Consider the following 26,396-nt stretch of genomic DNA (forward strand, 5'->3'; position numbering starts at 1 on the left):
TCACCGCCACAGAGTGTCACGGGTCGGGCCACTTCCACCACCGCAGCCGTCACCCTGGGGGTTCCTCTTGTCCGCCGTACCCGGTCCTCGCGCCACCGCCGACCCCCCGGCCGCCGCCGCGGCGCCTGCCCCGGAACCCTCCCCGGAGGCCGCGCGCGCCCCGGGCCCCGACCTCCCCGGAGCCCGGCTGCCGCGCCGCCTCGTCCAGCTCTACGCGGGACTCGCGCTCTACGGGGCCAGCTCCGCCCTCCTGGTGGCCGCGGGACTGGGTCTGGAGCCCTGGGGCGTACTGCACCAGGGGCTGGCCGAGCGGAGCGGTCTGTCGATCGGGGTGGTCTCGATCCTCGTCGGGGCGGTGGTGCTGCTGCTCTGGGTCCCGCTCCGGCAGCGGCCCGGACTCGGCACCGTCTCCAATGTGTTCGTGGTCGGCCTCGCCATGGACGGCACCCTCGCGCTGCTCCCCTCGCCGGACGCGCTCGCCGTACGGATCCCGCTGCTCCTGGCCGGCATCGCCCTCAACGGACTGGCCACCGGCCTCTATATCGCCGCCGCCTTCGGCCCCGGCCCCCGCGACGGCCTGATGACCGGTCTGCACCGGCGCAGCGGGGTCTCGATCCGCCTGGCGCGCACCGGGGTCGAGGTCGCGGTGGTCGCCACCGGGTTCGTCCTCGGCGGCGCGGTCGGCGCCGGGACGGTGGCCTACGCCCTGGCCATCGGCCCGCTCGCCCAGTTCTTCCTGCGCCGTCTCGCCGCCCCCGGGTCCCCGGGGGTCGGCACGGTCGTCGCCGGGCGGACACCCCGCCGGTCCATACTGCGGCGGTGACCGCCGAGCCCCGCCACCCCTACCTGGACCACCCCGGGCCGATCCCCTTCGCCCACCGCGGCGGTACGGCCGAGGGGCTGGAGAACACGGCCGCCGCCTTCCGCCGCGCGCTGGCCCTGGGTTACCGCTATCTGGAGACGGACGTCCACCTCACCCGGGACGGCGAGCTGGTCGCCTTCCACGACGCCGCCCTGGACCGGCTCACCGACGCCTCGGGCCGGATCGCCGAACTGCCCTGGGCCGAGGTGCGGCGGGCCAGGGTGGCGGGCCGGGAGCCCATCCCGCTCTTCGCGGATCTGGTGGCGGAGTTCCCCGAGGCCCGCTGGAACGTGGACGTGAAGGCGGAGGCCGCCCTCACCCCCTTCCTCGACCTGGTCCGCGCGGCCGGGCTCTGGGACCGGATCTGCCTCGGCTCCTTCTCCGAGAGCCGCGTCGCCCGGGCCCAGCGGCTCTGCGGTCCCCGCCTGGCGACCTCGTACGGCACCGCGGGTGTCCTCGGGCTGCGGGCGCGCTCGTTCGGTCTGCCCTGGCCGGTGCGGGGGACGGCGGTCTGCGCGCAGGTGCCCGAGTCGCAGTACGGTGTCCCGGTGGTGGACCGGCGCTTCGTGCGCGGCGCCCATGCCCGGGGCCTCCAGGTCCACGTCTGGACGGTCAACGAGGCGGAGCGCATGCACCGGCTGCTGGATCTCGGGGTGGACGCCGTGATGACCGACCGGCTCGACGTGCTCAGAGCGGTCTTCGAGGAGCGCGGGATCTGGGTCTGAGTCCCCGGTCCGGCCGAGGCCCGAGGAAGTTTCACCAAGACTCCACGGAGGTCTTCCGTACGCCCGCCGAGCGGCGATTTCGCCTCACCGACGGCACGACGCGCGACCGGGACCCGGCGAAGGATTTAGCGTCCGACGCCAAAGGCCGGTAGTGTACGCCCTTGGCCTGCAAGCCGTACCGTTACTGCGTGTCAAAGACGAAGAAGCGCTGGGTGACATCTCCCGCTAGATGTGACAAACCGGGCGGCTGTGGGTAAAACAAGGGGCGGCTACGACGGCGACACATGACCCTGACGGGAATCTTTACCGCCGACCGGACGTTGACCGGATGACGACGACAGCGACACCTGTCCTGTGGGCGACAAGCCCGGGAGGCACGATTCATGAGTGAGCGAGCTCTTCGCGGCACGCGCCTCGTGGTGACCAGCTACGAGACCGACCGCGGCATCGACCTGGCCCCGCGCCAGGCCGTGGAGTACGCCTGCGAGAAGGGGCACCGTTTCGAGATGCCCTTCTCGGTGGAGGCGGAAATCCCGCCGGAGTGGGAGTGCAAGGTCTGTGGGGCCCAGGCACTCCTCGTCGACGGCGACGGTCCGGAGGAGAAGAAGGCGAAGCCCGCGCGTACACACTGGGACATGCTGATGGAACGGCGTACCCGTGAGGAGCTGGAAGAGGTGCTCGCCGAGCGTCTCGCGGTTCTGCGCTCCGGTGCGATGAACATCGCCGTACACCCGCGGGACAGCCGCAAGTCCGCCTGATCCTCGGCGGATCACCGGCGGGACACGACAGTCCCCGGAGATCGACAAGCGCACGACGAACAAGAGCACGACGAGAGAGCCGCGGGCCGCGCACACACCGTGTGACGGGGGCCGCGGCTCTCTCGTGTGCGTCCCACGGCTCCTCGTGTGCGTGAGCATGCGCGTATGCGTGCGCGTGAGTCGGCCCTCGTTCGCGTACGCGTCCGCCTCCCCGCCACCGCGCGGCCGCAGGCGGGGCGGTGGTTCAGGGGGCGAGCGGCGGCCGCGGGTCCTGCTCGGGGCCGGTGGGCTCCTCGTCCCTGATGACCTCGCCCTGGACGACCTTGCCGTCCGGCCGGTACATCCGGGCACGGCGGAGCGGGTCCCCGAGACCGCCCGCGGCGGCCCGGTCCACGCGCCGCTCCATGGCCTTCTCGGCGCTCCGGCCGAGCGAGCCGCGCACCGGCGGCAGGAGCAGCAGCAGTCCGGCGAGGTCGGAGAGGAAGCCGGGCAGGATGAGCAGCAGCCCGGCGAGCATCGCGAAGGCATTGCCCTCGCTGCGTCCGGCGACGGCCGGAGCGGCACCGGACTGCTGCTGCTGCACGATCTCGGAGAGCCTGCTCATGGCCCTGCGCCCGGCGCGCTTGACGACCATGGCGCCGAGGACGGCACCGGCGAGCAGCAGCAGGAACACGGTGACCCCGCCCGCGGCCTCCGCGACCAGGGTCAGCAGCCAGATCTCCAGGACCAGCCAGGCGGCGATGCCCAGCGGGACGAATCTGCGCGCCCGGGGGCGCCGCGGGCGCGGGGCGGAGGAAGCCGAGGTGCCTGTGGTCATGGTTCCAGTGTGCCTGGCTCCCGCTCTGTGCGGGATAAGGAGCGGTCGTCCCCGAGACCGCTCCTGAGACGGGTGGCCGCTCGCGTGACGCGAGTGGCCGCTCGCGGCCTGGCGGTCAGCCCTGGCCCGGGAGGCCGGTCGCAGGGCGCGGGCGCGGTCCCGGAACGGGCGGTCAGCCCTTGGCCGCCGTGCCGTCGCCGTCCGCCGTGGACTCGCCGCGGCCCGCGATCCGGCCGAGGCGCCCCTGCACGCCCCAGACGGTGACCCGCCACAGCGCCTCGACGACGATGTCGCGGCTCATCTTGGAGTCGCCGTGCACCCGCTCGACGAAGGTGATCGGGACCTCCACCACGTGGTAGCCCGCCTTGACCGCGCGCCGGGCCAGGTCGACCTGGAAGCAGTACCCCTGGGAGGCCACCTCGCCGAGCCCGAGGCCCTCCAGGGTCGCCCGGCGGAAGGCCCGGAACCCGCCGGTGACATCGCGGATCGGCACGTCCAGCATCAGCCGGGAGTAGGTGCTGCCGCCGCGGGAGATGAACTCGCGGTACTTCGGCCAGTTCACCGCGCGGCCGCCCGGCACCCAGCGCGAGCCGAGGACGAGGTCGGCGCCGCCGAGCGCGGTCAGCAGCCGGGGCAGTTCCTCGGGCTGGTGGGAGCCGTCGGCGTCCATCTCGATCAGTACGCCGTAGTCGCGCTCCAGGCCCCAGCGGAAGCCCGCGAGATAGGCGGCGCCGAGCCCTTCCTTGCCCTTGCGGTGCAGTACATGGACCTGCTCGTCGGAGGCGGCGAACTCGTCGGCGAGCTTGCCGGTGCCGTCGGGGCTGTTGTCGTCCGCGACCAGGACGTGCGCCTCGGGGACGGCCTCCCGTACCCGGCCGAGGATCGCGAGGATGTTCTCGGCCTCGTTGTAGGTCGGGATGATCACCAGGGCGGTGCCCAGCGGGCCGAACCTCTTGTCCCGGTCCTGTGCCGCCAAGGACTCGTCGCCGTCGCTCACTGCTGCCCCTTCGTCTCCGTACGCGGGGACCCACCTTAGTCGTCCCCGGTGGGAGCGCCGTGACGGCAGGTGCGGGGCCGAGGGCCCGCGGGGCGGCGGGCAGCGGATCGGGGCCCGGCGCTCTTCGGGCCGACCTGGGACCCGCTGGCTGCGGATCGACCGAAAGCCGTTGTCTACTGAGCGGCCGGGCCCCACCCGGGTCACACCCTCCCCCAAGCTCTCCGCGAGCTGGGAGGGACTCCCAGCCGGCCGGAACGCTCCCTCGCGGCGCAGCCGCGACGGCTGGGCCTGGCTCCCAGTGCTGGTGGGCCGGTGCGGCACACCACACTCGATGATCCAGCGGCACGCGAAGGCCGCGGGGGATGTTCTCCGGTCGGATGTCCTGTGGTGGACCTGGCCGAAACTACCCGCTCACCAAGCCTTCCTGTCAACAGCCGTGCAGCCTGCGGCGTTTCGCGATCAGAGCTGGTCAGCCCCGAGAAGGCGCTGATATCAAGAGCTGCGGCGCACAGGGGCGTTGCCCGTCCGGCCCGGCCGGATCACTCGTCCGGCCCTACGAAGACGGTGCGCCCACCGACCACCGTCCGCAGGGCTTCGGGCAGCCGGGTGCCCGGGGTCAGATCGGGCAGCCCCGGGGTCCCGGAGCGCGGGTCGGTGGACCAGCGCGCCACCCGGTCGTCGGGCGCCTGCACCAGCAGTTCCCCGGTGCGCCAGAGGACGTAGTCGGCGGGGGCGCCCGGCACCAGAACTCCCGCCTCGTCGCGGCCCCTTGCCCGCCAGCCGCCCCGGGTGTGGGCGGCGAAGGCGGCCCGTACCGAGATGCGGTGCTCGGGGGTGCGGTGGAAGGCGGCGGCGCGCACCGCGGCCCAGGGGCCGAGCGGGGTCACCGGCGAGTCGGAGCCGAGAGCGAGCGGGACGCCCGCGCGCAGCAGGGCGGCGAACGGGTTGAGCGCGCGGGCGCGTTCGGCACCGAGGCGCTCGGCGTACATGCCCTCCGCCCCGCCCCACAGGGCGTCGAAGACGGGCTGCACCGAGGCGGTCAGGCCGAGTTCGGCGAAGGCGGCGACGGACTCGGGGCTCAGCAGCTCGGCGTGCTCCACGCGGTGCCGGGCGGCCCGGACCCGGTCGGGGCCGAGCTTCTCGGCGGCGGCGCGCACCCCTTCGGTGACGGCGCCGACCGCGGCGTCGCCGATGGCGTGGAAGCCGGCCTGCAGTCCCGCCTCGGTGCAGGCGAGGACATGCGCCGCGATCCGGTCGGCGGGGAGGTAGGCGGCGCCGGTGTGCCCGGCGTCCGCGTAGGGCTCGTGCAGGCAGGCGGTGTGCGAGCCGAAGGCGCCGTCCACGAAGAGGTCGCCCGCCGCCCCGGCCGCGCCGAGCGCGCGCACCCGGTCGGCGCCCTCCGCGGAGTCGACGAGTTCGCCCCAGTAGCCGGTGACCCGGGGGCCCGGCTCCGCGCGGGCGAGCGCGAGGAGCCCGGTGAAGTCCTCCTCGCCGGAGATCACCGGCCCCCCGCACTCGTGCACCGAGCCGATCCCCAGCGAGGCCGCGCGGCGCAGGGCGGCCCGCTGCGCCTCGGTGCGCTGGGCGGCGGTGAGGGCGGCGAGGGCGGCCGTGCGCACCGCGTGGTGGGCGTCCTGGGTGAGGGGGGCGCCGGGGGTGTAGCCGGTGCGTGCGGTCACCCCGGGGACCAGGTCGAGCAGGGCGGTGGTGACCACCGCGGAGTGCACGTCGATACGGGAGAGGTAGAGCGGGCGGGAGCCGGTGGCCTCGTCCAGTTCCTCGCGGCTCGGCGGGCGGCCGTCGGGCCAGCGGGCGGCGTCCCAGCCGTGGCCGAGGAGCACGGAGTCCGCGGGCCGGGCGGTGGCGTGCGCGCGGACCAGGGCGAGGGCCTCGGCGCGGGAGGCGGCCCCGGTGAGGTCCAGGCCGGTCAGGGCAAGCCCGGTGGCGGTGGTGTGCACATGGGCGTCGGTGAACGCCGGGGTGACCAGGGCCCCTTGGAGGTCGACCACCTCGTCGGCGTCGTCCAGGAGGGCGTCCGCGGCACCCTCGGAGCCGACCCAGGCGATCCGGTCGCCGCGGACCGCCATGGCGGTGGCGAAGGGGTCGGCGGGGCTGTGGACCTCGCCGCCGCGCAGCAGCACGGTGCGCGGCTCGGTTTCGGGGGTGGTGCGCTCGCTCATGGCACCAGTCTCCCGCCTCGCGGAGGTGCCCCGGTCCGCCGGGGAGCCGAGGCGGGTCACGGGGGCTCAGACGCGGGGCGGGCGGGCCTCGTAGGGGGTGGAGAGGACGACCGTCGTACGGGTGGAGACCCCGGCGAGCGAGCGCAGCCGGGCCAGCAGGTTCTCCAGGTCGTGCGGGGTGGCCACCCGGACCTTGAGGATGTAGTTCTCGTCCCCGGCGACGCTGTGGCAGGCCTCGATCTGCGGTACACCGGCGAGGCGTTCGGCGATGTCGTCGGGGGCGCTCGGATCGAAGGGCTTCACGGAGATGAACGCGGTCATCGGCAGGCCCACCGCCTCCGGGTCGACCACGGCCGCGTACCCGCGGATCACTCCGCGCTGTTCGAGCCTGCGCACCCGCTGGTGCACGGCCGAGGTGGACAGGCCCGTGGCCTTGCCCAAATCCGTGTAGCTCATCCGCCCGTCCTCGACGAGCAGCTGCACGATCTGTCGATCCAGCTCCTCCATGCCGGAGAACCTACAGGTCCGCCGGTCCGAGGAGGTAGCCACACGTCGGGAGGTCCCAGAGTGCGGGCAGCGGGCGGGCCCGCCGCGGTGCGGTGCGGCGTCCGGTGGGCGCGAAAGGGGCGCGCCGAGGGGCGAGTTGTGCACGTCAGGGCGTATACGCCGGAGTGCGCGCCCCGAACGTACGCCCTGCGTGTGACGAACGCCACAAGCCGCCGACCCTCTACAGAGGATTGGCACGGTTATCACGCGAAGGTCACGGGAAAAGCTTGCTGTGGCCGAGGCCGCAGTGCCCGGCCGGCCCATCCCGAGGGGGAGAATCCCATGCAGACTGTGAAGCGCCCCGGCCGCCAGGCCCGTACCAAGCAGGCGGTCGTCGAGCCCGAGCCGGAGGGTGTCGAACCCGGCGACCAGCCGGACGGCGAGGAGAGTTTCGAGATCGTCCGGCTCGCCTGCCCCGACTGCGCGCAGCCCATCGCCGTCCTCGCCGAGGAGGACGTCCTCCCGGAGCACGCCCTGTGCCCCACCCCCTGGAACCCCTTCGGCCTCCAGGCCTGCCCCGGCACCGGACGACCGGTCGCCTCGGCCCGTCCGGCCGGTGACCCCTTCGCGGTCCAGGAGCCGGACACCGCCGTCCTCCTGACGCTGCCTCAGGGGCTCGACTGGCGGATGCAGCCCTTCTCGCACGCCGGCGGACCCGGCTCCCGGCCGGTGCGCACCCTCGCGCACTTCCCGAGCGCCGCGGCCTGACCTTCCGCTCTTCTCCCCCGCAGCGCCGAAGGCGGCGGTGCGGGTGGACCCCGTCCGGCACGGACACCCGAGGGGCACGTACGCCCGAAGGGCACGTACGCCCGAAGGGCACGGACACCCCAGAGGCACGGACACCCGAGGCCGAGCACCCGCAGGACCCACGCGCCCTGCGGGCCGCCACAGTCGGCTGCCGTACGTCCCGCGTGCCGTACGCCCAGACGTGCTCGCCCCGCGGTCGCCGTGGTCCCCGTCGGCCGGTGCCGTCCCCCGTGGTCGGCGCCCTCGCCCCGCACCGGCGGTCACGGCGCGAACCGATGCGCGAATCGAGGCGGCGGTGACCTCCCGGCCGCCGGGCGCGTTGGCCCGGCATGACCACCTCGCACTCGGCGACGGGCCGCCGTCGGCGCATCCAGGTGCCCACGTCGGCAGAATCGGTTCCGCAACCCGTGCCCGGGGATCCCCCCATCTACCGCGCGCTGCTCAGCCAGTGGGCCGACCGGGGCCGGACCCTGCCGGGACGCCACGACCCGGAGTGGACCCGGCTCGCGGCGTCCCCGGCGGGTGCCGCCCGGCTCAGCGCTCCTCGGGGCCCACGAGGTGGCGGCCGATGACCATGCGCTGGATCTGATTGGTGCCCTCGACGATCTGCAGCACCTTGGCCTCGCGCATCAGGCGCTCCACGGGGAAGTCGGCGGTGTAGCCGTAGCCGCCGAGGACCTGGACCGCGTCCACGGTGACCTTCATCGCGGTGTCGGTGCACATCAGCTTCGCCATCGCGGCCTGCTTGGCGAAGGGTCTGCCCGCGTCGCGCAGCCGGGCCGCCGCCAGGTACAGCGCGCGGCCCGCCTCGATCTGGGTGGCCATGTCGGCGAGCAGGAAGCGCAGCCCCTGGAAGTCGGCGATCCGGCGGGAGAACTGGCGCCGCTCCCCCGCGTAGGAGACCGCCGCGTCCAGGGCGGCCTGGGCGACACCGATCGCGCAGGCCGCGATGCCGAGCCGACCGGCGTCGAGGGCGGCGAGGGCGATCGCGAAGCCCTGGCCCTCCTCCCCGATCCGGCGGTCGTCGGCCACCCGGACCCCGTCGAAGTGCAGCTGGGCGGTGGGCGAGCCCTTCATGCCCATCTTCTTCTCCGGCGGCGCCGCGCTCAGCCCCGCGGCGTCACCGGGCACCAGATAGGCGCTGATGCCGCGCGCGCCCTCCCCGCCGGAGCGGGCAAGGACGGTGAGGAAGTCGGCGACGCCGCCGTGCGTGATCCATGCCTTGGTGCCGGTCAGGACCCAGTCCTCGCCCTCGCGGACCGCCTTGGTGCGCAGGGCGGCGGCGTCGGAGCCGGAGGTGGGTTCGGACAGGCAGTAGGCGCCGAGCAGTCCGCCGCCGAGCATCGCGGGCAGGTGGGTCGCCTGCTGCTCCTTGGTGCCGAAGTTCGCGAGCGCGTGGGAGGCGAGGGAGTGGACGCTGACACCGAGCCCGACGGTGAGCCGGGCCGCGGCCAGCTCCTCCAGGACCTGGAGGTAGACCTCGTAGGGCTGGTCGCCGCCGCCGAATTCGGAGCTGTAGGGAAGGCCGAGCAGACCCGCCTCGGAGAGCAGCCGGAAGACCTCGCGCGGGAAGCGTCCGGCCTCCTCTTCCTCGGCCGTGTGCGGCGCGATCTCCCGCTGGGCGATGTCTCGTACGAGCGAGATCAGATCCCTCGCCTCGTCCGTGGGCAGTTGACGCTCCACCGGCTGCGGCGCGCGGTCCGACATGACGACGCTCTCCTCCCTGTTGGGCTCGGCGGCGAGCACGGCAGGGGTAGCGCCGCGCCGCCGGAAACTCCCCAGTCGATGGTGCCGTTCCGGATCACGAATACGGCCGTGACCAGCGACTGTGGCGCGTCGAGTATGCCCGATCGGCCGCGGGCGGCACAGGGCGGATGGCCTGTTGTGGCCGGGTCGATACCCAGCGCTCCCTAGGTTTCGGAAGCGGGCGAGGAGTGCGGCCTGCCCTGGCTGGGGAGCAGATCGAGCCGATCCGGAGCCGGGCAGGACGGCTCGAATTCGGCGATGGTGCGCAGGGCGTCGCCGAGCGCGCGTACCAGGACGTCGCGGACCGTGGCCCGGCTGAGCCGCTGGTGGCCGATCCAGTCCAGCGCCATGCCCTCCACGCTGCACAGCCAGCCGTAGAGGGTGATCCGGGCCAGTTCGGGGATGTCGGTGCGGCCGTAGGCGCCCTGGGCGATGGTGGTGATGATCGCGTGGTGTACGCCGTCGCGCAGCGCCTGCACCTCGCTGTCGAAGCCGATGCCGCCGCGGGTGATGGTGCGGAAGGCCGCCTGGTGCAGCTCGGCGTAGCGCAGATAGCCCTCGATGGTGCGGGAGACCCGTTCCGCGTTGGGGAGTTGGGGGTCCATCGCGGCGCTGGTCACCAGGTCGGCGAAGGTGTCCTCGATGATGGCGAGGTAGTAGCCGCGCTTTGACTTGAAGTAGTAGTAGATCAGGCCCTTGGCGACACCCGCCTGCTGGGCGATGTCGTCCATCGACAGCACGTCGTAGGCGGTGTCGGCGAACAACTTCCGCCCGACCGCGATGAGTTCCGCCCTGCGGGTGAGGGAGCGCTCGGTGCCGCGCGCTTCCCTGCGTTCGGTCTCGCGCTGTGAACTCTTCTGCAATGCCTGGCCCTGGTCTCCGGCTCCCGGTGAACCACCGCAGTATGGCAGACCGGTTGCCCCCGGCCTACGGGCCGAACACCGGGTTCCGGCCGGTACGGCGGGCCGGCCGGCGCACCCCGGGACGGCCCGGCGGCTCAGAGCAGTCCGGCCTGGGTGACGAGCATCGCGAGGACGACCACCAGGGTCCAGCCGAGCACGTGCTCCAGGACCTTCGGCCCCTCGTCCTTCGGCCCGCCGGTACGGGCACGGACGCGGGCGGCAGTGGCGGAGGTCGAGGTCATGGCATCTCGCAGACGTCGTCGTGGTCGTGGCCCCCCTGGCCTCTCCAGGTTGCCATCCCCGCGGCCGGATGCGGGGATGAGCTTGACCACATGACCACGGCCCGGGCGGCGGGCCCCGGTTCAGCCGCGTACCGGCCGGGCCCCGCCCCGTCCCGCCCGCCCGGCGCCCGAGGCCAGGTCGGCGAGGAAGCCCTCCAGGGCGAAGGCGGCGGCGCCCATGCTCACCGGATTGTGCGGGAGCCGGCACAGCTGCATGCTCACCGCGTTGAAGGGCTGGGCGAGCGCATAGCGGGCCGCCGCGGCGCGGGTGGCGTCGAGGAGCGGTTCGCCGAGGCGCTGCGCGGTCCAGTCGCCGAGCACGAGCACCCGCGGATTGAGGGTGTTGATCAGGGTCGAGACGGCGGCCCCCAGGTGGTCACCGGTGTCCTCCAGGGCCTGTACGGCGGCGGGCTCCCCCCGGCGTACGGCCTCGGCCAGCCCCGCGATCGCGGCCCGCTGGTCCTCCAGGGCGGGCAGCGGACTGTGCGGGTCCGCCTCGCGCAGCGTCTGCAGGATCCCCGGCGCGCTGACATAGGCCTCCACGCAGCCGAGCCGCCCGCAGCGGCAGCCGCGCCCCTTGCGCACCAGGCCGGTGTGGCCCCACTCGCCCGCGCAGTTGGTCACCCCCCGGTAGAGGGCGCCGTCGAGGGCCATCCCCACGCCGACCCCGGTCCGCAGGGTGACCACCACCAGGTTGTCCACGCCGCGGCCCGCGCCGAACCACAGCTCGGCCACCGTGCTCGCCTTCAGCGGGTTGTCCAGGTAGAGGGGGAAGCCGAGGCGTTCGGCGAGCAGCGCCTTGAGCGGGACGTTCTCCCAGTGCCCGTAGACGGAGAGCAGGGAGACGCCGTGCTCCTTCTCCACCAGGCCGGGCACGCTCACGCCGATGCCGAGCACCCGCTCCCGGTCGGCGCCGGAGTCGCGCAGCACCTCGTCCACGCCGAGGGCGACCAGTTCCACGACGTCCAGGGGGCTGCTGCCGCCCGGGTCGAGGGGGCGCTCGAAGGTGCCCCGTACCCGCATGGCGAGGTCGAAGAGCGCGATATGGACGAAGTCCTCGGAGACATCGGTGCCGATCAGCAGTCCGCGCGCGCCGTTCACCGAGAGCCGGGCGCGGGGGCGTCCGCCCCGGGAGTCCTCCTGGCCGACCTCGTGCAGCACCCCGGCCGCGAGGAGTTCCCCGGTGAGGGTGGCGACGGTGGCCGTGGACAGCCCGGTCGCGGCGGCGATCTGCTGCCGGTTCACCGGGTGGCCCGCGGCGTAGGTGCACTGCAGTACGTCGGATCGGTTGCGTCTGCGGATGTCCCGCACGGTTCGCCGGATCATGGGGCCGTCTCCTCGGCTGCTCGCCGTCGGCCCATTCTAGACCTCAGAAAAAGGGAGAATCCGGCATTTACACCTGTTACGTCGGCCCTTAGTCTGAGGGGAAGAAAAACCGTCGGATGTCGCACAGGGCCCCCGGGCACCCCTCGACTCCACGGGCCCGGCACCGTCGCCGGACACCCGCCCCGACCCCCGCAGCCCGTTCAGGAGACCCACCGCCATGGGCCGACACCGCTCCGCTTCCCCCGCGCCCCGCGGGTGCGCCCTGGTCGAGCTGCCCGCCCGCTGTGACCGGGTCCGCGAGGCCCGCCGGTTCACCGCCGCCGTGCTGACCCGCTGGCGCCTGCCCGAGGAGACCCGGGAGTGCGCCGTCCTGGCCGTCGGCGAGCTGACCGCGAACGCGGCGCAGTACGGCCGCAGCGAGATGACCGTGCTGCTCAGCCTCGGCACCGGTGAGCTGCGGCTGGTGGTCGCCGACCACGGCGATCCGAGGGTGCCGCGGCAGCCCCGCGCCTGCGGGCCGGAGGAGCGCGGCCGCGGACTGGGCATCGTCGACTGCCTCGCCACCCGCGTCGAGATCTCCGACACCGTCGCGGGCCGCACCGTACGGGCCAGCCTGCCGGCCGCGCCCGCCCCGGCCGACACCGCCGCGGCTGCCCCTCCCGCTGCCGCGCAGCCCGCCGAGCAAGTCCTGCCCGGCGAGCCCGCCGCGCCCGCCGATCCCGCACAGCTCGCCCAGGCCGCCCTGGCGCCGGGCGACCCGACGGTGGCGGCCTGAGCCGACGGGCTCTCCGGGCGAGGGGCCTACGAACGAGGGGCTCCCCGGGCAGCGGACGCGCCGCATCCCGCGGACGCACCACCAGGGCCGGAGCCCCGCGGGAGAAGACCGGCGGCCGGAGCCCCGCTCCCGCAGGACCCCGGCCGCCGCAGGCGCCTCAGCGCACCCCGACCGCCTCCAGCGCGGCCTGCTGGGCCGCGGTGACCTTGGCCGGGAAGTACAGGTAGCACACCCCGCCCGTGCCGGAGACGACCTTGCCCTCGGCGTTGTAGCGCTTGGTGCGGAGCCAGATGTTCTCCCACTCGCGGCGCTTGTAGACGTGGCGGACGGCCGCGTTGTCCTTCGAGGCCGGGTCGTTGGCGATCACATCGCCCTCGGCGGTGAAGCCGATGACGGTCATCAGGTGCCCCGAGGTGCCGTACCCCGCGCCGGTCAGCTCCTTCTCCAGGAAGGACTGGGAGGTGATGACCGGGATCCCGGCGGAGACAAGCCGCTCCAGGTCGCCCAGCGAGCCGAGCCGGGTGACCAGGCCCTGCATGTCCTTGTAGGTGGCGGCGTAGGCGGCGTTGAACGGCCAGTTCCCGCAGCCGTCGTACTGGTAGTCGAAGGTGTACCGGGCCGCGTGGCAGACCTGCGGGTCGGCGTAGTCCGGATTGACCCAGGCCAGGTCCTCGGCGCTCGGCTTGCGGCCCCAGGACTCGATGATCATCTGCGAGGAGGTGGGGCTGCACCAGGCCTCGCCGCCGTTGTCGTACTCGGGGTACTGGCCCACGTGGACGTTCTGCGAGTAGGGCGGGACCTTCAGCTCCTTGGCCAGGCCCGGCTCGGAGGCGGGCACCTCGAAGCGGTCCGGGATGTCGGAGCCCATCGCGCCGGCCCGCCAGACCGTCGGGGTCAGCGTGCTGCCGGGCTTGCGGTAGAGGGTCAGCCGCAGCCGGTACGAGACCAGGCGCAGGCCCGAGGCGGGGTCGTCCAGGGAGAAGGTGTCGGTCCAGATGCTGCTCTTGCCGTCGCTCTGGTCGTCGACCGAGGTGCGCCGGATGTCACCGTCGCCCGAGGCCCAGCGGCCCATGACGTACCAGGGGGTGCCCTTGCCGTCGGAGTAGGTGCCCTGGAGTTCGATCTGGAGCCAGGTGCCCGCGGGGGTCTGCGCGTTCCAGGAGGCGATGGCCTCGGTGGCGGGCACCTTCAGCCGGTGCACCGGCGAGGTCCACACCGCGTACTCCCAGCTGGCGGTCTTCTGGGTGTGCGGGTCCTGGTACTCGACGGTCCCGGCCGGGCGCGCGAGGGCGAGGCCGGGCCGGGCGCCGCCGACCACGCGGGTGCCCTGGTGGCTGCCGGTGCGCCAGTCGGCGGCGGTGGTCCAGGCGCGGTAGTCGACTCCGGCCGGGCCGCGGTGGCGGCCCGCGGCGGCGGCGGGCAGGGCGGTGCCGGCGGTCGCCGCGAGGACGGCGGCGCCGGCGGCGGCCAGCATGGTCCTGCGTGAGGGGTGTTCTGCTCGGGTCATGGACTCACGTACCCCGTTTCGGTTCCGGTGGGCGGCAGCGGGCGGTTGGGGAAACTATGGCCGCCGGCGCCGCCTTCTGCCAGCGCTTCAGGGCCGGTGGACGCCACCAATATTGGCCTCGACCTCTGACATCGCGGCGGCGGTGGCGCGGGCGGGGGCCGCACGCCGGGTCGTTCGCCCGGCGCGTAGGGCCGTTCGCCCGGACCGGCCCCTGCTCGCGAGGACGGCCCGATCCGGGCGGCGGACCCTAGGCTGAACGCGATGACCTCCACCGATCCCCTCACCCGGCTGGCCGGGGAACTGCCGCTGCTCGCTCCCTCCTGCGGACCGGTGCGGCTGGTCGCCGTGGACGGGCACGCGGGCTCGGGCAAGTCCACCTTCGCCGCGCGCCTGGCCGGGGCCTGCGGCGGTGCGCCGGTACTGCACCTGGACGATCTCGCCAGTCATGCGGCGCTCTTCGGGTGGACGGAGCGGCTGCGCGAGGAGGTGCTCGGCCCGCTGGGGCGCGGGGAGAGCGCCTGGTACCGCCCGTACGACTGGGAGGCACGGCGCACCGCACCGGCGCGTGAACTCCCGCCCGCGCCGGTGGTGTTGGTGGAGGGAGTCGGCGCGGGGCGCCGGGCCGTGCGCCCCTTCCTCGCCCGGCTGCTGTGGATGGACCTCGGGCGCGAGGAGTCCTGGCGGCGGGGCAGGCTGCGGGACGGCCCCGGGCAGGCCGCGTTCTGGCGCGGCTGGACGGCCGCCGAGCGGCGCCACTTCGCCCGGGACCCGAGCCGCCCCCACGCGGACACCCTGGTCCGGCAGCGCGCCCAGGGGGACGCGGGAGGGTACGCGCTCGCGCCCGGACCCGGAAGACCGCATCGAGGGCCTGAAGATGACACAGCGTGACGTCGATGCGGCGGTGCGCTGCGCGGCCTTCCGGCTTGCGCAGCCAGTCGCCAACTGCGCTTGACCCCGGAGCCATACAGGTCTTACGTTCTGAATGTGCGCTCTTTTCGGGCGCCGAGAAGACGCGAAGCCCCCGGTTGTTCCCCCGTGATCGGGGGCTTCGTTCTGCCCCGGGAAGGGGCAAATCGGGCGCACCGCGCGCCGATTCACTCACCGAGGGTCACCGCCGCGGATGCGCCCCCTCGTGCTTCCAGCCCCCGATCCACGCCTGCCGCGCCCTACGGCCGACCGCTGGACCGCAGGTACGATGATTATCGGTGCGACCCACGGACGGCGGCTCAGCGCACCGAGTCAACTCCCGTCCACAGCACAGCGGTTCGACGCAGGAAGCCGACGGGTAGTCATCCGGCGGCACGCCACGGGGGAACGGTTTGTGGGGGACGTGATGGACAGCGGGAGGAAGCACCCGCCCGGGCCGGCGGACCTCGCCTGGCTCCGGGGTGTCGACGCCTACACGATGGGGGCGTACACGCAGGCCGAGGAGGAGTTCCGGGCCGCGGTGCGGATCGACCCCGCGATGGCCGACGGCTGGCTCGGCCTGCACGCCCTGCGCGTCGACACCACCACCGCCCTGCTGCGGATGTTCCGCCACCGCGAGCGCTTCGGCGAACAGCGCGCCCGGCACGGCCGCGCCCTCAACTCCTGGTACTGGCTGGGCTGGTGGGTCCAGCCCGTCCTGGAGTCCTCCCGCGATCTGCTGCTGGCGCACGCCTCGCACTGGCTGGACGGGCGGCACGTGCCCGAGCTGGACCGGGCGCTCGCCGGGCTGCCCCCGGTGGACGCCGACCGCCAGGTCCGCTTCCTGCACGCCTGCCGCGCCTATCTGGTCAAGGACTGGGAGCAGCTCGTACGGCACACCGACCCGCTGCTCGACGATCCGCTGCTCGGCATCGAGGCGGGGCTGTTCGGCGGCATGGCCCGGGTCCGCCTGGAGATGTACGGGCAGTCCGAGCCGCTGCTCGCCGCCGCCCTGATGCGCTGCCGCAGCGAGCAGCCCCAGCGCAAGGAGCTGCGCTACTGGCTGGCCCGCGCCCACGAGGGCACCGGCCGCAGCGCCGCCGCCCTGCCGCTGTACCGCGCGGTGCACCGGGTGGACCCCGCCTTCATGGACACCTCCGCGCGGCTCGCCGCGATAGCGGAGGGCGACGGCTACGACGAGGCGGCGGACTTCGCGGCCGTCACGCTGCCCGGGGCCGGTCAGGACGTCCTGGACGGCCAGGACTCCCTGGACCCGCTCTTCCCCGCGGAGGGGCGCGATCTGCGCTCGGCGGGCGAGTCCGGCGGGTCCCCGCCGACCGCCTCGCGCGCGGGCGCGGACCCGGTGCGCGAGAAGGCGGTGTTCCCGGTGCAGCCCGCCGTGCCGCGTCCTGCCGAGGGCCCGGCCGACCCGGCGCTGCTCGCGCGCACTCTCGCCGAGCTGGAGCGGATGGTCGGCCTGGAGCCGGTCAAGCGCCAAGTACGGGCCCTGTCCGCCCAGTTGAACATGGCGCGGCTGCGGTCCGTACAGGGTCTTCCGGTCCAGCCGCCGAAGCGGCACTTCGTCTTCTCGGGGCCCTCGGGCACCGGCAAGACCACCGTGGCCCGCATCCTCGGCCGGGTCTTCCACGCGCTCGGGCTGCTCGGCGGCGACCACCTGGTGGAGGCCCAGCGCTCCGACCTGGTCGGCGAGTACCTGGGCCAGACCGCGGTCAAGGCCAATGAGCTGATCGACTCGGCCCTCGGCGGGGTGCTCTTCGTCGACGAGGCCTATTCGCTCTCCAACGCCGGGTACGGCAAGGGCGACGCCTACGGCGACGAGGCCCTGCAGGTGCTGCTCAAGCGCGCCGAGGACAACCGCGACCACCTGGTGGTGATCCTCGCCGGGTACCCGGAGGGCATGGACCGGCTGCTCGCCGCCAACCCGGGCCTGTCCTCCCGCTTCACCAGCCGGGTCGACTTCCCCTCGTACCGGCCGCTGGAGCTGACCGCGATCGGCAAGGTGCTGGCGGCCGAGAACGGCGACGTCTGGGACGAGGAGGCGGCCGACGAGCTGCGCTCGATCAGCGGGCACGTGGTCGACCAGGGCTGGATCGACGAGCTGGGCAACGGCCGCTTCCTGCGCACCCTCTACGAGAAGAGCTGCGCCTACCGCGATCTGCGGCTCTCCGGCTACACCGCGCCGCCCACCCGCGACGACCTCGCCACCCTGCGGCTGCCCGATCTGATGCAGGCCTACGGCGAGGTGCTCTCCGGGCGCGGACCCCAGGACCCGTCCTCGCGCTGACGGGTCCCGGGGGTCCCGGGTCCGGCTCAGCCCGTGAGGGCCGACCGGGCGCCGCCGGAGCGGGGGCCGCCGACCTTGGGTGCCGGTTCGGCGTCGCGGTGGGCGGGGTCGTGCACCTCGCCGACGAGGAGTTCCAGTACGTCCTCCAGGGCGACCAGGCCGAGCACCCGGCCCGCGGAGTCCGCGACCTGCGCGAGGTGGGTCGCGGCGCGGCGCATCACGGTCAGCGCGTCGTCCAGCGGGAGTTCGGCACGCAGGGTGGTCATCGGCCGCCAGACCTGCTGGGGCACCGCCCGCTCGCTCTCCTCCAGGTCGAGGACGTCCTTCACATGCAGATAGCCCATGAAGGCACCGCCCTCGGCGCAGACCGGGAACCGGGAGTACCCGGTGGCCGCGGTCAGCGCGACGACCTGGCCGGGGGTGACCGAGGGCTCCACGGTGACCAGTTCGGCGCGCGGCAGCAGGACCTCGGTCACCGGCCGGGAGCCGAGCTCCAGGGCGTCCCCGAGGCGTTCCTGCGCCTCCGGTTCGAGGAGCCCGGCCTCGCCCGCGTCGGCGACCAGGCGGTTGAGCTGCTCGCTGGTGAAGACCGCCTCCACCTCGTCCTTGGGCTCGACCCCGAAGAGCCGCAGCACCACCCGGGCGCAGGCGCCGAGCGCGGCGGTGACCGGGCGGCAGAGCCGGGCGAAGGCGACCAGGCCCGGGCTCAGCCAGAGCACCGTCTTCTCGGGGGCCGCCATCGCCAGGTTCTTCGGCACCATCTCGCCGATCACCAGGTGCAGGAAGACGACCACGGCGAGGGCGAGGACGTAGCCGAGCGGGTGGATCATGCCGTGCGGCAGGTGGGCGGCCTCGAAGACCGGCTCCAGGAGGTGGGCCACCGTCGGCTCGGCGACCGCGCCGAGGGTCAGCGAGCACACCGTGATGCCGAACTGCGCGGCGGCCATCATCTGCGGCAGGTGTTCGAGTCCGTAGAGCACCTGCCGGGCCCGGGTGGAGCGCAGCGGCTCGATCTGGCTGCGGCGCACCGAGACGAGCGCGAACTCGGCGCCGACGAAGAAGCCGTTGGCGAGCACCAGGAGTATCGCGAACAGGAGTTGGAGCAGGCTCATCGCGCCGCCTCCGTGGCCTTCGCGGTCTGCACGAAGCGGACCCGCTCGGCCCTGTAGTGCCCGACCTGGCGCACCACCAGCCGCCAGCCGGGCAGTTCGGCCCGGTCGCCGGGGGCGGGGATGCGCCCGAGCAGATCGGCGACCAGCCCGGCGACGGTCTCGTACGGGCCCTCGGGCACGTCGAGGCCTATGCGCTGGAGCACGTCGACCCGGCAGCTGCCGTCCGCGTCCCAGGCGGCCCTGCCGTCCTCCTGCGGGACGGTGGCGAGCTGCGGCACGTCGTGGTCGTCGTGCTCGTCGCGGACCTCGCCGACGAGTTCCTCCACGATGTCCTCCAGGGTGACCACTCCGGCGGTGCCGCCGTACTCGTCGACGACGACCGCCATCGGCTGCGCGCTGCGCAGCTGGGCGAGGAGCGGCGCCACCGGCAGCGTCTCCGGGACGAGGAGCGGGGGCTGCGCGATCCGCACCACGAGGGTGCGCAGCCGCTCCGGGGCCGGGACCGCGAGGGCGTCCTTGAGGTGGACCATGCCGACGATCTCGTCGATGCGCTCCCGGTAGACCGGGAAGCGGGAGAGTCCGGTGGCCCGGGTCAGGTTGACCACGTCCTCGGCGGTCGCGGTGGACTGCAGGGCGCTGACCTTCACCCGCGGCGTCATCACGTGCTGCGCGGTCAGCTCGCCGAGCGAGAGGGTGCGCACGAAGAGGTCCGCGGTGTCCTGCTCCAGGGTGCCGGCCTGCGCGGAGTGCCGGGCCAGCGAGACGAGTTCGCCGGGGGTGCGGACCGAGGCCAGCTCGTCCGCCGGTTCCACGCCGAAGAGCCGCACCAGGCGGTTGGCCACCGCGTTGAGTCCGGCGATCACCGGGCGCAGCAGCCGGGAGAAGAGGTACTGCGGACCGGCCACGAAGCGGGCCACCTGCATGGGGTGGGAGACCGCCCAGTTCTTGGGCACGAGTTCGCCGATGACCATCTGCACCGCGGAGGCGAGCAGCATGCCCACCACCACGGCGAGGGTGGAGACCGCGCCCTCGGGCAGCCCGGTGGCCCCGAGCGGCCCGCCGAGCAGTTCGGCGAGGGCGGGCTCGGCGAGCATGCCGACCACCAGGGAGGTGATGGTGATGCCGAGTTGGGTGCCGGAGAGCTGGAAGGAGAGCTCCTTCAGCGCGGCCACCACGGTGCCGGCGCGCTTGTCGCCGGCCGCGGCCGCCTCCTCGGCGTCCGGGCGGTCCACGGTGACCAGGCCGAACTCGGCCGCCACGAAGAAGCCGTTGGCCAGGATCAGCAGGAACGCTGCTCCGAGGAGCAGCAGGGGGATGATCATGCCGCCGCCTCCACACGGGTGCGGACACGGTCCGCTCGGTGTCGGGAGGGGGCGGCGCAGGTACTACAGGACGATCCGTCCATCGCCGGAGGGAGTCACTCCTCGTTCCGCAGGAGCCCCTGGGCCCGACTCTGGCGTGGGCGGCAGGGGCGGGGCGCGGTGCGCGCCACCGTCCACCAGATTAATCACGAGGTGCCGGGCGGCGGGAGTCCGTCCGGCCGGTCCGCCACGGGTTGTTCGTCACCTCTGGCCCTGTGGTGCCCGGGGTTCACTGCCGCCCCGGGACTCGGCGAGGGCGCGCAGGGCCTGCGCGTCGCGGACGGCGTGCTGCCGGGCGAGGCCGGGCTGGATGCCGAGCACGGGCAGGCTGCTGCCGTCGCTGAGGTCGAGGAAGACCCAGGGGTCGCCGGAGCGCAGGTTCACCCTGACGATCTCCGCCCAGTCGAGCCTGCGGCTGCTGGCGATGTTGACGACCGTCACCCCGGACTCCTCGGCCAGCACCCGCGGCCGGCTCAGCAGGGCGAGGGCGCCCCAGAAGAGCGCCGCGGTGAACACGAAGCTGGTCCGCTCGGCCGGACCGAGCCCCGGCAGCAGCAGCGCGATGACCGTGAGGACGAGGAAGAGGGCGCAGCCGCCGCCGAGCAGGATCGCCCGGGTCCGGCCGGGCCGGAAGGTGCGCGGCAGCGGGGGCGGCTCGGCGGCGGACTCGCCGTTCACGGCGCTCACAGGCGGCAGGCGTGGATGGCGGTGGTGAGGATGGCCCGGGCGCCGAGGGCGTAGAGGCCGTCCATGATGCGCTGCGCCTCCTTGGCGGGGACCATCGCGCGGACGGCGACCCAGCCCTCGTTGTGCAGCGGGGAGATGGTCGGCGACTCCAGGCCGGGGGTGAGGGCCACCGCCCGCTCCAGGTGCTCGGCGCGGCAGTCGTAGTCCATCATCACGTACGTACGGGCGACCAGGACGCCCTGGAGGCGGCGCAGGAACTGCTGCACCTTGGGGGTCTCGGTGTCCTCGCCGGTGCGGCGGATCACCACCGCCTCCGAGGTCATGATGGGCTCGCCGACGACTTCGAGGCCCGCGTTGCGCAGCGAGGTGCCGGTCTCCACGACGTCGGCGATGACCTGGGCGACGCCGAGTTCGATCGCGGTCTCCACGGCGCCGTCGAGGTGGACGACGGTGGCGTCGATGCCCTTCTCCGCGAGGTGCTTGTCGACGATGCCCTCGTAGGAGGTGGCGACCGTCATGCCGCCGAAGTCCTCGACGCCGCGGGCGGTGCCGGGCCGGGTGGCGAAGCGGAAGGTGGAGCGGGCGAAGCCGAGCGGCAGGATCTCCTCGGCGCCGGCCCCGGAGTCGACGAGCAGGTCGCGTCCGGTGATGCCGATGTCGAGGCGGCCGGAGGAGACGTAGATGGCGATGTCGCGCGGGCGCAGGTAGAAGAACTCGACCTCGTTGTCCGGGTCGACGATCACCAGCTCCTTGGACTCCCGCCGCTGCTGGTAGCCGGCCTCATGGAGCATCGCCGACGCGGGGCCTGAGAGGGAACCCTTGTTGGGGACGGCGATGCGCAGCATGCGGGCGGCTTCCTTTGCGGTAGGTGAGCGGAGGCTTCGGGTACGGGTGCGCGTCCGCCGGGAGGAGCGGGCGGCGGCTCAGAGATGGGCGTAGACGTCGTCGAGGGAGATGCCGCGGGCGACCATCATCACCTGTACGTGGTACAGGAGTTGGGAGATCTCCTCGGCGGCGGCCTCCTTGCCCTCGTGTTCGGCCGCCATCCAGACCTCGGCGGCTTCCTCGACGACTTTCTTGCCGATGGCGTGGACGCCCTTGCCGACCAGTTCCGCGGTGCGGGAGGTGGCGGGATCGCCGTGGGCTGCCTTGTGCTGGAGCTCCGTGAAAAGCTCCTCGAACGTCTTCTTGGACATGGTGCGGCCTACTTTACGCGGAGCTGCGGGGCCGATGTGCGGCGCCTCCCTCGCGGGCGGCGCCGCACCGGGCAAGGGATCAGTGCCAGGGCTCGGCCAGGCTGCGCAGGGTGACCGCGGTGGCCACGGCGGCGGTGACCGCCTCGTGGCCCTTGTCCTCGCGGGAGCCCTCGATGCCCGCCCTGTCCAGGGCCTGCTGCTCGTCGTCGCAGGTGAGCACCCCGAAGCCGATCGGCACCCCAGTGTCCACCGAGACCTGGGTGAGCCCCTGGGTGACGCCCTGGCAGACGTACTCGAAGTGCGGGGTGCCGCCGCGGATGACCACGCCGAGGGCGATCACCGCGTCGTAGCCGCGGCCCGCGAGCGCCTTGGCGGCGACCGGCAGTTCGAAGCTGCCGGGGACCCGCAGCACGGTGGGCTCGCTGATGCCCAGCTCGCCGAGGGCGCGCAGGGCGCCGTTCACGAGGCCGTCCATGACCTTCTCGTGCCACTGCGCCGCGATCACCGCGACCCGCAGGTCGCCGCAGTTCTTCACGCTCAGTTCGGGTGCGCCTTTGCCGCTCACGCGCTTCTCCTCGTACGTACCGGGTGGTGGGGGTTGCTGCTGCCGGGCGCCGCGGCCCGGGGGATCGCGGAGGTCACTGGTTGCCGCAGGCCGCGGCCGGGGCCGTCTCCAGCCAGGGCAGGTCGTGGCCCATGCGGTCCCGCTTGGTGCGCAGGTAGCGCAGATTGTGCTCGCCGACCGGGCCCGGCATCGGCTCCCGGCCGGTGACCTCCAGGCCGCCGCGGACCAGGGCCGCGCTCTTCTCCGGGTTGTTGGTCATCAGGCGCAGGCTGCGCACCCCGAGGTCGGTGAGGATGCGGGCGCCCGCGGCGTAGTCCCGGGCGTCGGCGGGCAGGCCGAGTTCGAGGTTGGCGTCGAGGGTGTCGTGGCCGCGCTCCTGGAGTTCGTAGGCGCGCAGCTTGGACAGCAGGCCGATGCCTCGCCCCTCGTGGCCGCGGAGGTAGACCACCGCTCCCCTGCCCTCGGCGGCGATGCGCTCCATGGAGGCCTGGAGCTGGGGGCCGCAGTCGCAGCGCTGGGACTGGAAGATGTCGCCGGTCAGGCACTCGGAGTGGACGCGTACGAGGAGGTCCTCGCCGTCGCCGATCTCGCCGTGGACCAGGGCCACGTGCTCCACCCCGTCGACGGTGGAGCGGTAGCCGTAGGCGGTGAACTCACCGAAGGCGGTGGGGAGTTTGACCTCGGCCTCGCGGCGGACGGCGGGCTCGCTGCCGCGCCGGTAGGCGATCAGGTCCTCGATGGAGATGATCGTCAGACCGTGCTTGCGGGCGAAGGGCACCAGTTCGGGCAGCCGGAGCATGGTGCCGTCCTCGCCCGCGATCTCCACGATCGCCCCGGCGGGCCGCAGTCCGGCGAGCCGGGCCAGGTCGACCGCGGCCTCGGTGTGGCCGTTGCGCGCCAGGACGCCGCCGGGCCGCGCGCGCAGCGGGAAGACGTGGCCGGGGCGCACGAAGTCCGCGGGCTCCGAGCCGCCCTCGGCGAGCAGCCGCAGGGTGGTGGAGCGGTCGGCGGCGGAGATGCCGGTGGTCACGCCGTGGGCGCGGGAGGCGTCCACGGAGACCGTGAAGGCGGTGCTCATCGACTCGGTGTTGTGCTCGACCATCTGCGGCAGGCGCAGCCGCTCCAGCTCCTCGGCCTCCATCGGCGCGCAGATCAGTCCGCGGCACTCGCTCATCATGAAGGCGACGATCTCGGGGGTGGCCTTCTCGGCGGCGACGACGAGGTCGCCCTCGTTCTCGCGGTCCTCGTCGTCGACGACGACTACCGGGCGCCCGGCGGCGATGTCTGCGATGGCCTGCTCCACCGGGTCCAGGCGGAGGTCCTCGGCCCCGGCGGACAGCCAGGCGGCCAGCTCGGGAGCACCGGCGGGCGCCTCGGGCGCCGTGGTCACGGGTGACGGATGGGTGGTCATGCCGGTGCTCCTTCCATGAGGGGCTGGGCGTCCCTGCGGGAGCGCAGCCACCAGTCGCGCAGGCCCCACAGGACCAGGGCGCCGTAGACGAGGTAGATGAATCCGGAGAAGGCGAGGCCGCTGGAGAAGTTGAGCGGGACCCCGACACAGTCCACGAGGAGCCAGGCGAGCCAGAACTCGACCAGCCCGCGGCCCTGCGCCACCATCGCGACCAGGGTGCCCACGAACACGTAGGCGTCCGGCCAGGGGTTCCAGCTGAGCGAGGGGTACGCGGTGAAGAGGCCGCCGACCGCGAGGGTGCCGACGGCCGCGCCGCCGAGCAGGAGCAGCCGCTCGCGCCAGCTCGCGAAGCGCACGGCGACGCTGCCGTCCTGCGCCCGCTGCCGGCCCCTGCTCCACTGCCGCCAGCCCCAGACGGCGGTCACGATGATGACGAGCTGCTTGCCGACGCTGCCGGACTGGTGCACCGAGACGTTGGCGGCGACCAGGACCGCGGCGGACAGCAGCTGGGCGGGCCAGGTCCAGATCGAGCGGCGCCAGCCGAGGGCGAGGCCGAGCAGCCCGACGGTGTTGCCGATCAGGTCGGAGTAGATGATGTGCTGCCCGAAGGCCGTGAAGGCCTCGGAGTTGAGCCAGTCGAGGGCGCTCACCGGGCCGCCTCCCCGCCGTGCGCGAGCAGCCGCTCGACGTACTTCGCGATCACGTCGACCTCCAGGTTGACCGGGTCGCCGGGCTGCTTGGTGCCCAGGGTGGTCAGCGCGAGGGTGGTCGGGATCAGGCTGATGGTGAACCAGTCGGGTCCCGCCTCGACCACGGTGAGGCTGACCCCGTCCACGGTGATGGAGCCCTTCTCCACCACATAGCGGCCGAGCCCGTCCGGGAGCGAGACCTTGACGATCTCCCAGTGCTCGGAGGGGGTACGGGCGAGGATCGCGCCGGTGCCGTCCACGTGCCCCTGCACGATGTGGCCGCCGAGCCGGCCGCCGACCGCGGTGGGGCGCTCCAGGTTGACCCGGGAGCCGGTGGCGAGCGCGCCGAGGCTGGAGCGCTTGAGGGTCTCGGCCATCACATCGGCGGTGAACTCCTCGCCCTCGTGCTCGACCACGGTCAGACAGACCCCGTTGACGGCGATCGAGTCGCCGTGCTGCGCGCCCGCGGTGACCTTGGGGCCCCGCAGCCGGAAGCGGGAGGCGTCGCCGAGTTCCTCGACGGCGGTGACCTCACCCAGCTCTTCGACGATTCCGGTGAACACTCAATGCTCCTTCGGGGAGAGGTTCGCGGTGATGCGCAGGTCGTTTCCGAGGCGCACGGTCTCGGTGGTCCGAAGCCGGAACGCCTCGCCGAGGGTGGTGATTCCGGCGTCGGCGAGGGCGGTGGGCCCGGCGCCGAGCAGGACGGGGGCGAGGTAGCCGACGACGCGGTCGACGGCGCCCGCCGCGAGGAAGGCGGCGGCGAGGGTGGGCCCGCCTTCGAGGAGGACGGCGCGGACCCCGCGCGCGTACAGGGCCGCCAGGAGCGCGGTCAGGTCCAGGCCGCCGCCCGCGCGGGGCAGCCGCAGCGGCTCGGGCAGATGGGCGGCGGCCGGGGCGTCCTCGGCGACGGCGACCAGGGTGGGCGCCGCTCCGTCGAGCACCCGGGCGCCCGGCCGCACCGCGCGCGCCTCGGTGTCCACCACGACGCGCAGCGGCTGTACGGCGCCCTCGACGCCGCGCACCGCGAGGTGCGGGTCGTCGGTGCGGGCGGTGCCGGAGCCGACCAGGACGGCGTCGGACTCGGCGCGCAGCCGGTGCACGTCCGCGCGGGACTCGGCGGAGGTGATCCAGCGGCTGGTGCCGTCGGCGGCGGCGCTGCGGCCGTCGAGGGTGGCGGCGTACTTCCAGGTGACATGGGGGCGGCCGAGCCGGACCGCGGTGAGCCAGGCGGCGTTGGTCTCGGCGGCCTCGTCGGCGAGCAGCCCCTCGACGACCTCGACCCCGGCCTCGCGCAGCCGCCGGGCGCCGCCGGAGGCACCCGGGGTGGGGTCGGCGACCGCGTAGACGACCCGGGCGATGCCCGCGTCGAGGAGTGCCCGGGTGCAGGGGCCGGTGCGGCCGGTGTGGTCGCAGGGTTCGAGGGTGACCAGGGCGGTGCCGCCGCGGGCGCGTTCGCCGGCGGCGCGCAGGGCGTGCACCTCGGCGTGCGGTCCGCCCGCGCGCTGGTGGAAGCCCTCCCCCGCGACCTCGCCCCGGGCGTCGAGCACGACGCAGCCGACGACGGGGTTGGGGCTGGTGGCGCCGAGTCCGCGCGCGGCGAGGGCCAGGGCACGGCGCATGGCGGCCTGTTCGGTCGCGGGCGCGGGGACGGCCACCGGTTCTCCTGCCTCTCGGGCACGGACTCCGGGGCCTGTCGGTGACGACAGAATTCGACGAGCGGCACCGGGAGTCGTCGCCGAGAGCCAGGGTGCGCCTTGCGGGAAGGCGGACCCGAAACCGACGGCGGCGTGCACGAATGCCCGCCCGCCGCGCACTGCCTCCCATCCGGACTTTCACCGTCGGTCCAGGAATTTCACCTGGTCAACCGGCCACTGGATGCGGCCGGGTCGCGGACTGTAACCGCCGGTTCGGAATTGCACCGACCCCGGAGTGCGCTGCTTCTGGTACGCACTCAGTCTGCCATCCCAGGGGCGGGCCGTACGAGTGAACAGC

27 protein-coding genes and 1 riboswitch are annotated in these 26,396 nt (G+C 73.8%); of the genes, 8 read left to right on the forward strand and 19 right to left on the reverse strand.

Annotated elements, in window-relative coordinates; genetic code table 11:
* Nucleotides 1-67 precede the first annotated feature (67 nt).
* The 3 genes from yczE (at nt 68) to HFV08_RS22265 (ending at nt 2,345) form a co-directional block, all read left to right on the forward strand.
* On the forward strand, nt 68-823 hold the full coding sequence (gene yczE / locus HFV08_RS22255) for a membrane protein YczE (protein ID WP_446696846.1): 756 nt from the start codon (nt 68-70) through the stop codon (nt 821-823).
* Nucleotides 820-1,587, forward strand: coding sequence for a glycerophosphodiester phosphodiesterase family protein (locus HFV08_RS22260; RefSeq protein WP_168541752.1), 768 nt, complete (start codon nt 820-822; stop codon nt 1,585-1,587). Before yczE ends, HFV08_RS22260 begins: the two co-directional genes overlap by 4 nt.
* 383 nt (nt 1,588-1,970) lie before the next feature.
* Complete coding sequence (locus tag HFV08_RS22265) at nt 1,971-2,345, forward strand: RNA polymerase-binding protein RbpA (protein ID WP_030677841.1); 375 nt, start codon at nt 1,971-1,973, stop codon at nt 2,343-2,345.
* 244 nt (nt 2,346-2,589) lie between these two features.
* Here the strand turns inward: HFV08_RS22265 and fxsA are convergent, their stop codons facing one another.
* The 4 genes from fxsA to HFV08_RS22285 all read right to left on the reverse strand — a co-directional run bounded on the left by fxsA (nt 2,590) and on the right by HFV08_RS22285 (nt 6,846).
* The gene (gene fxsA / locus HFV08_RS22270) at nt 2,590-3,162 is read right to left on the reverse strand and encodes an FxsA family membrane protein (RefSeq protein WP_168541754.1); all 573 of its coding nucleotides are present in this window, start codon (nt 3,160-3,162) and stop codon (nt 2,590-2,592) included.
* A 172-nt stretch (nt 3,163-3,334) separates the two neighbouring features.
* Nucleotides 3,335-4,159 carry a polyprenol monophosphomannose synthase gene (locus tag HFV08_RS22275; RefSeq protein ID WP_168541756.1) on the reverse strand — a complete coding sequence of 275 codons (825 nt, stop codon included), beginning with the start codon at nt 4,157-4,159 and terminating at the stop codon, nt 3,335-3,337.
* Nucleotides 4,160-4,698: 539 nt separating this feature from the next.
* A complete protein-coding gene (locus HFV08_RS22280) occupies nt 4,699-6,339 on the reverse strand; it encodes an amidohydrolase (protein ID WP_168541758.1) in 1,641 nt (546 codons plus the stop codon).
* A gap of 66 nt (nt 6,340-6,405) precedes the next feature.
* Entirely contained in the window at nt 6,406-6,846 is a 441-nt protein-coding gene (locus HFV08_RS22285; protein ID WP_168541759.1) for an Lrp/AsnC family transcriptional regulator, read from the reverse strand.
* A 321-nt stretch (nt 6,847-7,167) separates the two neighbouring features.
* On the opposite strand from HFV08_RS22285, the gene HFV08_RS22290 reads away from it, so the two are divergent.
* Together HFV08_RS22290 and HFV08_RS31840 are read left to right on the forward strand one after the other, a co-directional pair.
* Nucleotides 7,168-7,593, forward strand: a complete 426-nt coding sequence (locus HFV08_RS22290; RefSeq protein WP_168541760.1) for a hypothetical protein — start codon at nt 7,168-7,170, stop codon at nt 7,591-7,593.
* A gap of 368 nt (nt 7,594-7,961) precedes the next feature.
* Entirely contained in the window at nt 7,962-8,204 is a 243-nt protein-coding gene (locus tag HFV08_RS31840) for a hypothetical protein (RefSeq protein ID WP_168541761.1), read from the forward strand.
* Here the strand turns inward: HFV08_RS31840 and HFV08_RS22300 are convergent.
* The 4 genes from HFV08_RS22300 to HFV08_RS22315 form a co-directional block, all read right to left on the reverse strand.
* Nucleotides 8,167-9,339, reverse strand: a complete 1,173-nt coding sequence (locus HFV08_RS22300) for an acyl-CoA dehydrogenase family protein (protein ID WP_168541763.1) — start codon at nt 9,337-9,339, stop codon at nt 8,167-8,169. The genes HFV08_RS31840 and HFV08_RS22300 overlap by 38 nt on opposite strands.
* A 203-nt stretch (nt 9,340-9,542) precedes the next feature.
* The gene (locus HFV08_RS22305; protein ID WP_168541765.1) at nt 9,543-10,241 is read right to left on the reverse strand and encodes a TetR/AcrR family transcriptional regulator; all 699 of its coding nucleotides are present in this window, start codon (nt 10,239-10,241) and stop codon (nt 9,543-9,545) included.
* A 134-nt stretch (nt 10,242-10,375) separates the two neighbouring features.
* Nucleotides 10,376-10,522 (reverse strand): SCO1431 family membrane protein, encoded by a 147-nt coding sequence (locus tag HFV08_RS22310; protein WP_168541767.1) that lies wholly within the window; start codon nt 10,520-10,522, stop codon nt 10,376-10,378.
* Nucleotides 10,523-10,642: 120 nt separating this feature from the next.
* Nucleotides 10,643-11,887, reverse strand: coding sequence for an ROK family protein (locus HFV08_RS22315; protein WP_168541769.1), 1,245 nt, complete (start codon nt 11,885-11,887; stop codon nt 10,643-10,645).
* Between the two features lie 217 nt (nt 11,888-12,104).
* Between HFV08_RS22315 and HFV08_RS22320 the strand changes: the two genes are divergently transcribed.
* Nucleotides 12,105-12,662, forward strand: a complete 558-nt coding sequence (locus HFV08_RS22320) for an ATP-binding protein (protein ID WP_168541771.1) — start codon at nt 12,105-12,107, stop codon at nt 12,660-12,662.
* A gap of 157 nt (nt 12,663-12,819) precedes the next feature.
* On the opposite strand, the gene HFV08_RS22325 is transcribed toward HFV08_RS22320, so the two are convergent.
* Nucleotides 12,820-14,169: a C39 family peptidase gene (locus tag HFV08_RS22325; RefSeq protein ID WP_168541773.1), complete on the reverse strand. Its 1,350-nt coding sequence runs from the start codon at nt 14,167-14,169 to the stop codon at nt 12,820-12,822.
* Between the two features lie 261 nt (nt 14,170-14,430).
* Between HFV08_RS22325 and HFV08_RS22330 the strand changes: the two genes are divergently transcribed.
* On the forward strand, nt 14,431-15,057 hold the full coding sequence (locus HFV08_RS22330; RefSeq protein WP_168541774.1) for a uridine kinase family protein: 627 nt from the start codon (nt 14,431-14,433) through the stop codon (nt 15,055-15,057).
* Nucleotides 15,058-15,502: 445 nt separating this feature from the next.
* On the forward strand, nt 15,503-17,380 hold the full coding sequence (locus HFV08_RS22335; RefSeq protein ID WP_168541776.1) for an AAA family ATPase: 1,878 nt from the start codon (nt 15,503-15,505) through the stop codon (nt 17,378-17,380).
* A gap of 26 nt (nt 17,381-17,406) precedes the next feature.
* On the opposite strand, the gene HFV08_RS22340 is transcribed toward HFV08_RS22335, so the two are convergent.
* The 10 genes from HFV08_RS22340 to ribD all read right to left on the reverse strand — a co-directional run bounded on the left by HFV08_RS22340 (nt 17,407) and on the right by ribD (nt 26,023).
* Nucleotides 17,407-18,492: a hemolysin family protein gene (locus HFV08_RS22340; RefSeq protein ID WP_168541778.1), complete on the reverse strand. Its 1,086-nt coding sequence runs from the start codon at nt 18,490-18,492 to the stop codon at nt 17,407-17,409.
* Nucleotides 18,489-19,814: a hemolysin family protein gene (locus HFV08_RS22345; RefSeq protein WP_168541780.1), complete on the reverse strand. Its 1,326-nt coding sequence runs from the start codon at nt 19,812-19,814 to the stop codon at nt 18,489-18,491. The genes HFV08_RS22340 and HFV08_RS22345 overlap by 4 nt, the downstream gene beginning before the upstream one ends.
* A 240-nt stretch (nt 19,815-20,054) precedes the next feature.
* Entirely contained in the window at nt 20,055-20,531 is a 477-nt protein-coding gene (locus HFV08_RS22350) for a PH domain-containing protein (protein WP_168541935.1), read from the reverse strand.
* 5 nt (nt 20,532-20,536) lie between these two features.
* Nucleotides 20,537-21,385, reverse strand: coding sequence for an ATP phosphoribosyltransferase (hisG, locus tag HFV08_RS22355; protein WP_168541781.1), 849 nt, complete (start codon nt 21,383-21,385; stop codon nt 20,537-20,539).
* A gap of 78 nt (nt 21,386-21,463) precedes the next feature.
* Entirely contained in the window at nt 21,464-21,736 is a 273-nt protein-coding gene (locus HFV08_RS22360; RefSeq protein ID WP_016434182.1) for a phosphoribosyl-ATP diphosphatase, read from the reverse strand.
* Between the two features lie 79 nt (nt 21,737-21,815).
* On the reverse strand, nt 21,816-22,301 hold the full coding sequence (ribH, locus tag HFV08_RS22365; RefSeq protein WP_168541782.1) for a 6,7-dimethyl-8-ribityllumazine synthase: 486 nt from the start codon (nt 22,299-22,301) through the stop codon (nt 21,816-21,818).
* A gap of 73 nt (nt 22,302-22,374) precedes the next feature.
* Nucleotides 22,375-23,712 (reverse strand): bifunctional 3,4-dihydroxy-2-butanone-4-phosphate synthase/GTP cyclohydrolase II, encoded by a 1,338-nt coding sequence (locus HFV08_RS22370; RefSeq protein WP_168541784.1) that lies wholly within the window; start codon nt 23,710-23,712, stop codon nt 22,375-22,377.
* Nucleotides 23,709-24,362, reverse strand: coding sequence for a nicotinamide mononucleotide transporter family protein (locus tag HFV08_RS22375; RefSeq protein WP_168541785.1), 654 nt, complete (start codon nt 24,360-24,362; stop codon nt 23,709-23,711). The genes HFV08_RS22370 and HFV08_RS22375 overlap by 4 nt, the downstream gene beginning before the upstream one ends.
* On the reverse strand, nt 24,359-24,964 hold the full coding sequence (locus HFV08_RS22380) for a riboflavin synthase (RefSeq protein WP_168541786.1): 606 nt from the start codon (nt 24,962-24,964) through the stop codon (nt 24,359-24,361). Before HFV08_RS22380 ends, HFV08_RS22375 begins: the two co-directional genes overlap by 4 nt.
* Nucleotides 24,965-26,023 carry a bifunctional diaminohydroxyphosphoribosylaminopyrimidine deaminase/5-amino-6-(5-phosphoribosylamino)uracil reductase RibD gene (gene ribD / locus HFV08_RS22385; RefSeq protein WP_168541937.1) on the reverse strand — a complete coding sequence of 353 codons (1,059 nt, stop codon included), beginning with the start codon at nt 26,021-26,023 and terminating at the stop codon, nt 24,965-24,967.
* Between the two features lie 187 nt (nt 26,024-26,210).
* Nucleotides 26,211-26,341: riboswitch (FMN riboswitch) on the reverse strand.
* Nucleotides 26,342-26,396: the final 55 nt, after the last annotated feature.

The organism is Streptomyces physcomitrii, assembly GCF_012273655.1.
GTDB classification, from domain to species: Bacteria; Actinomycetota; Actinomycetes; order Streptomycetales; family Streptomycetaceae; genus Streptomyces; species Streptomyces physcomitrii.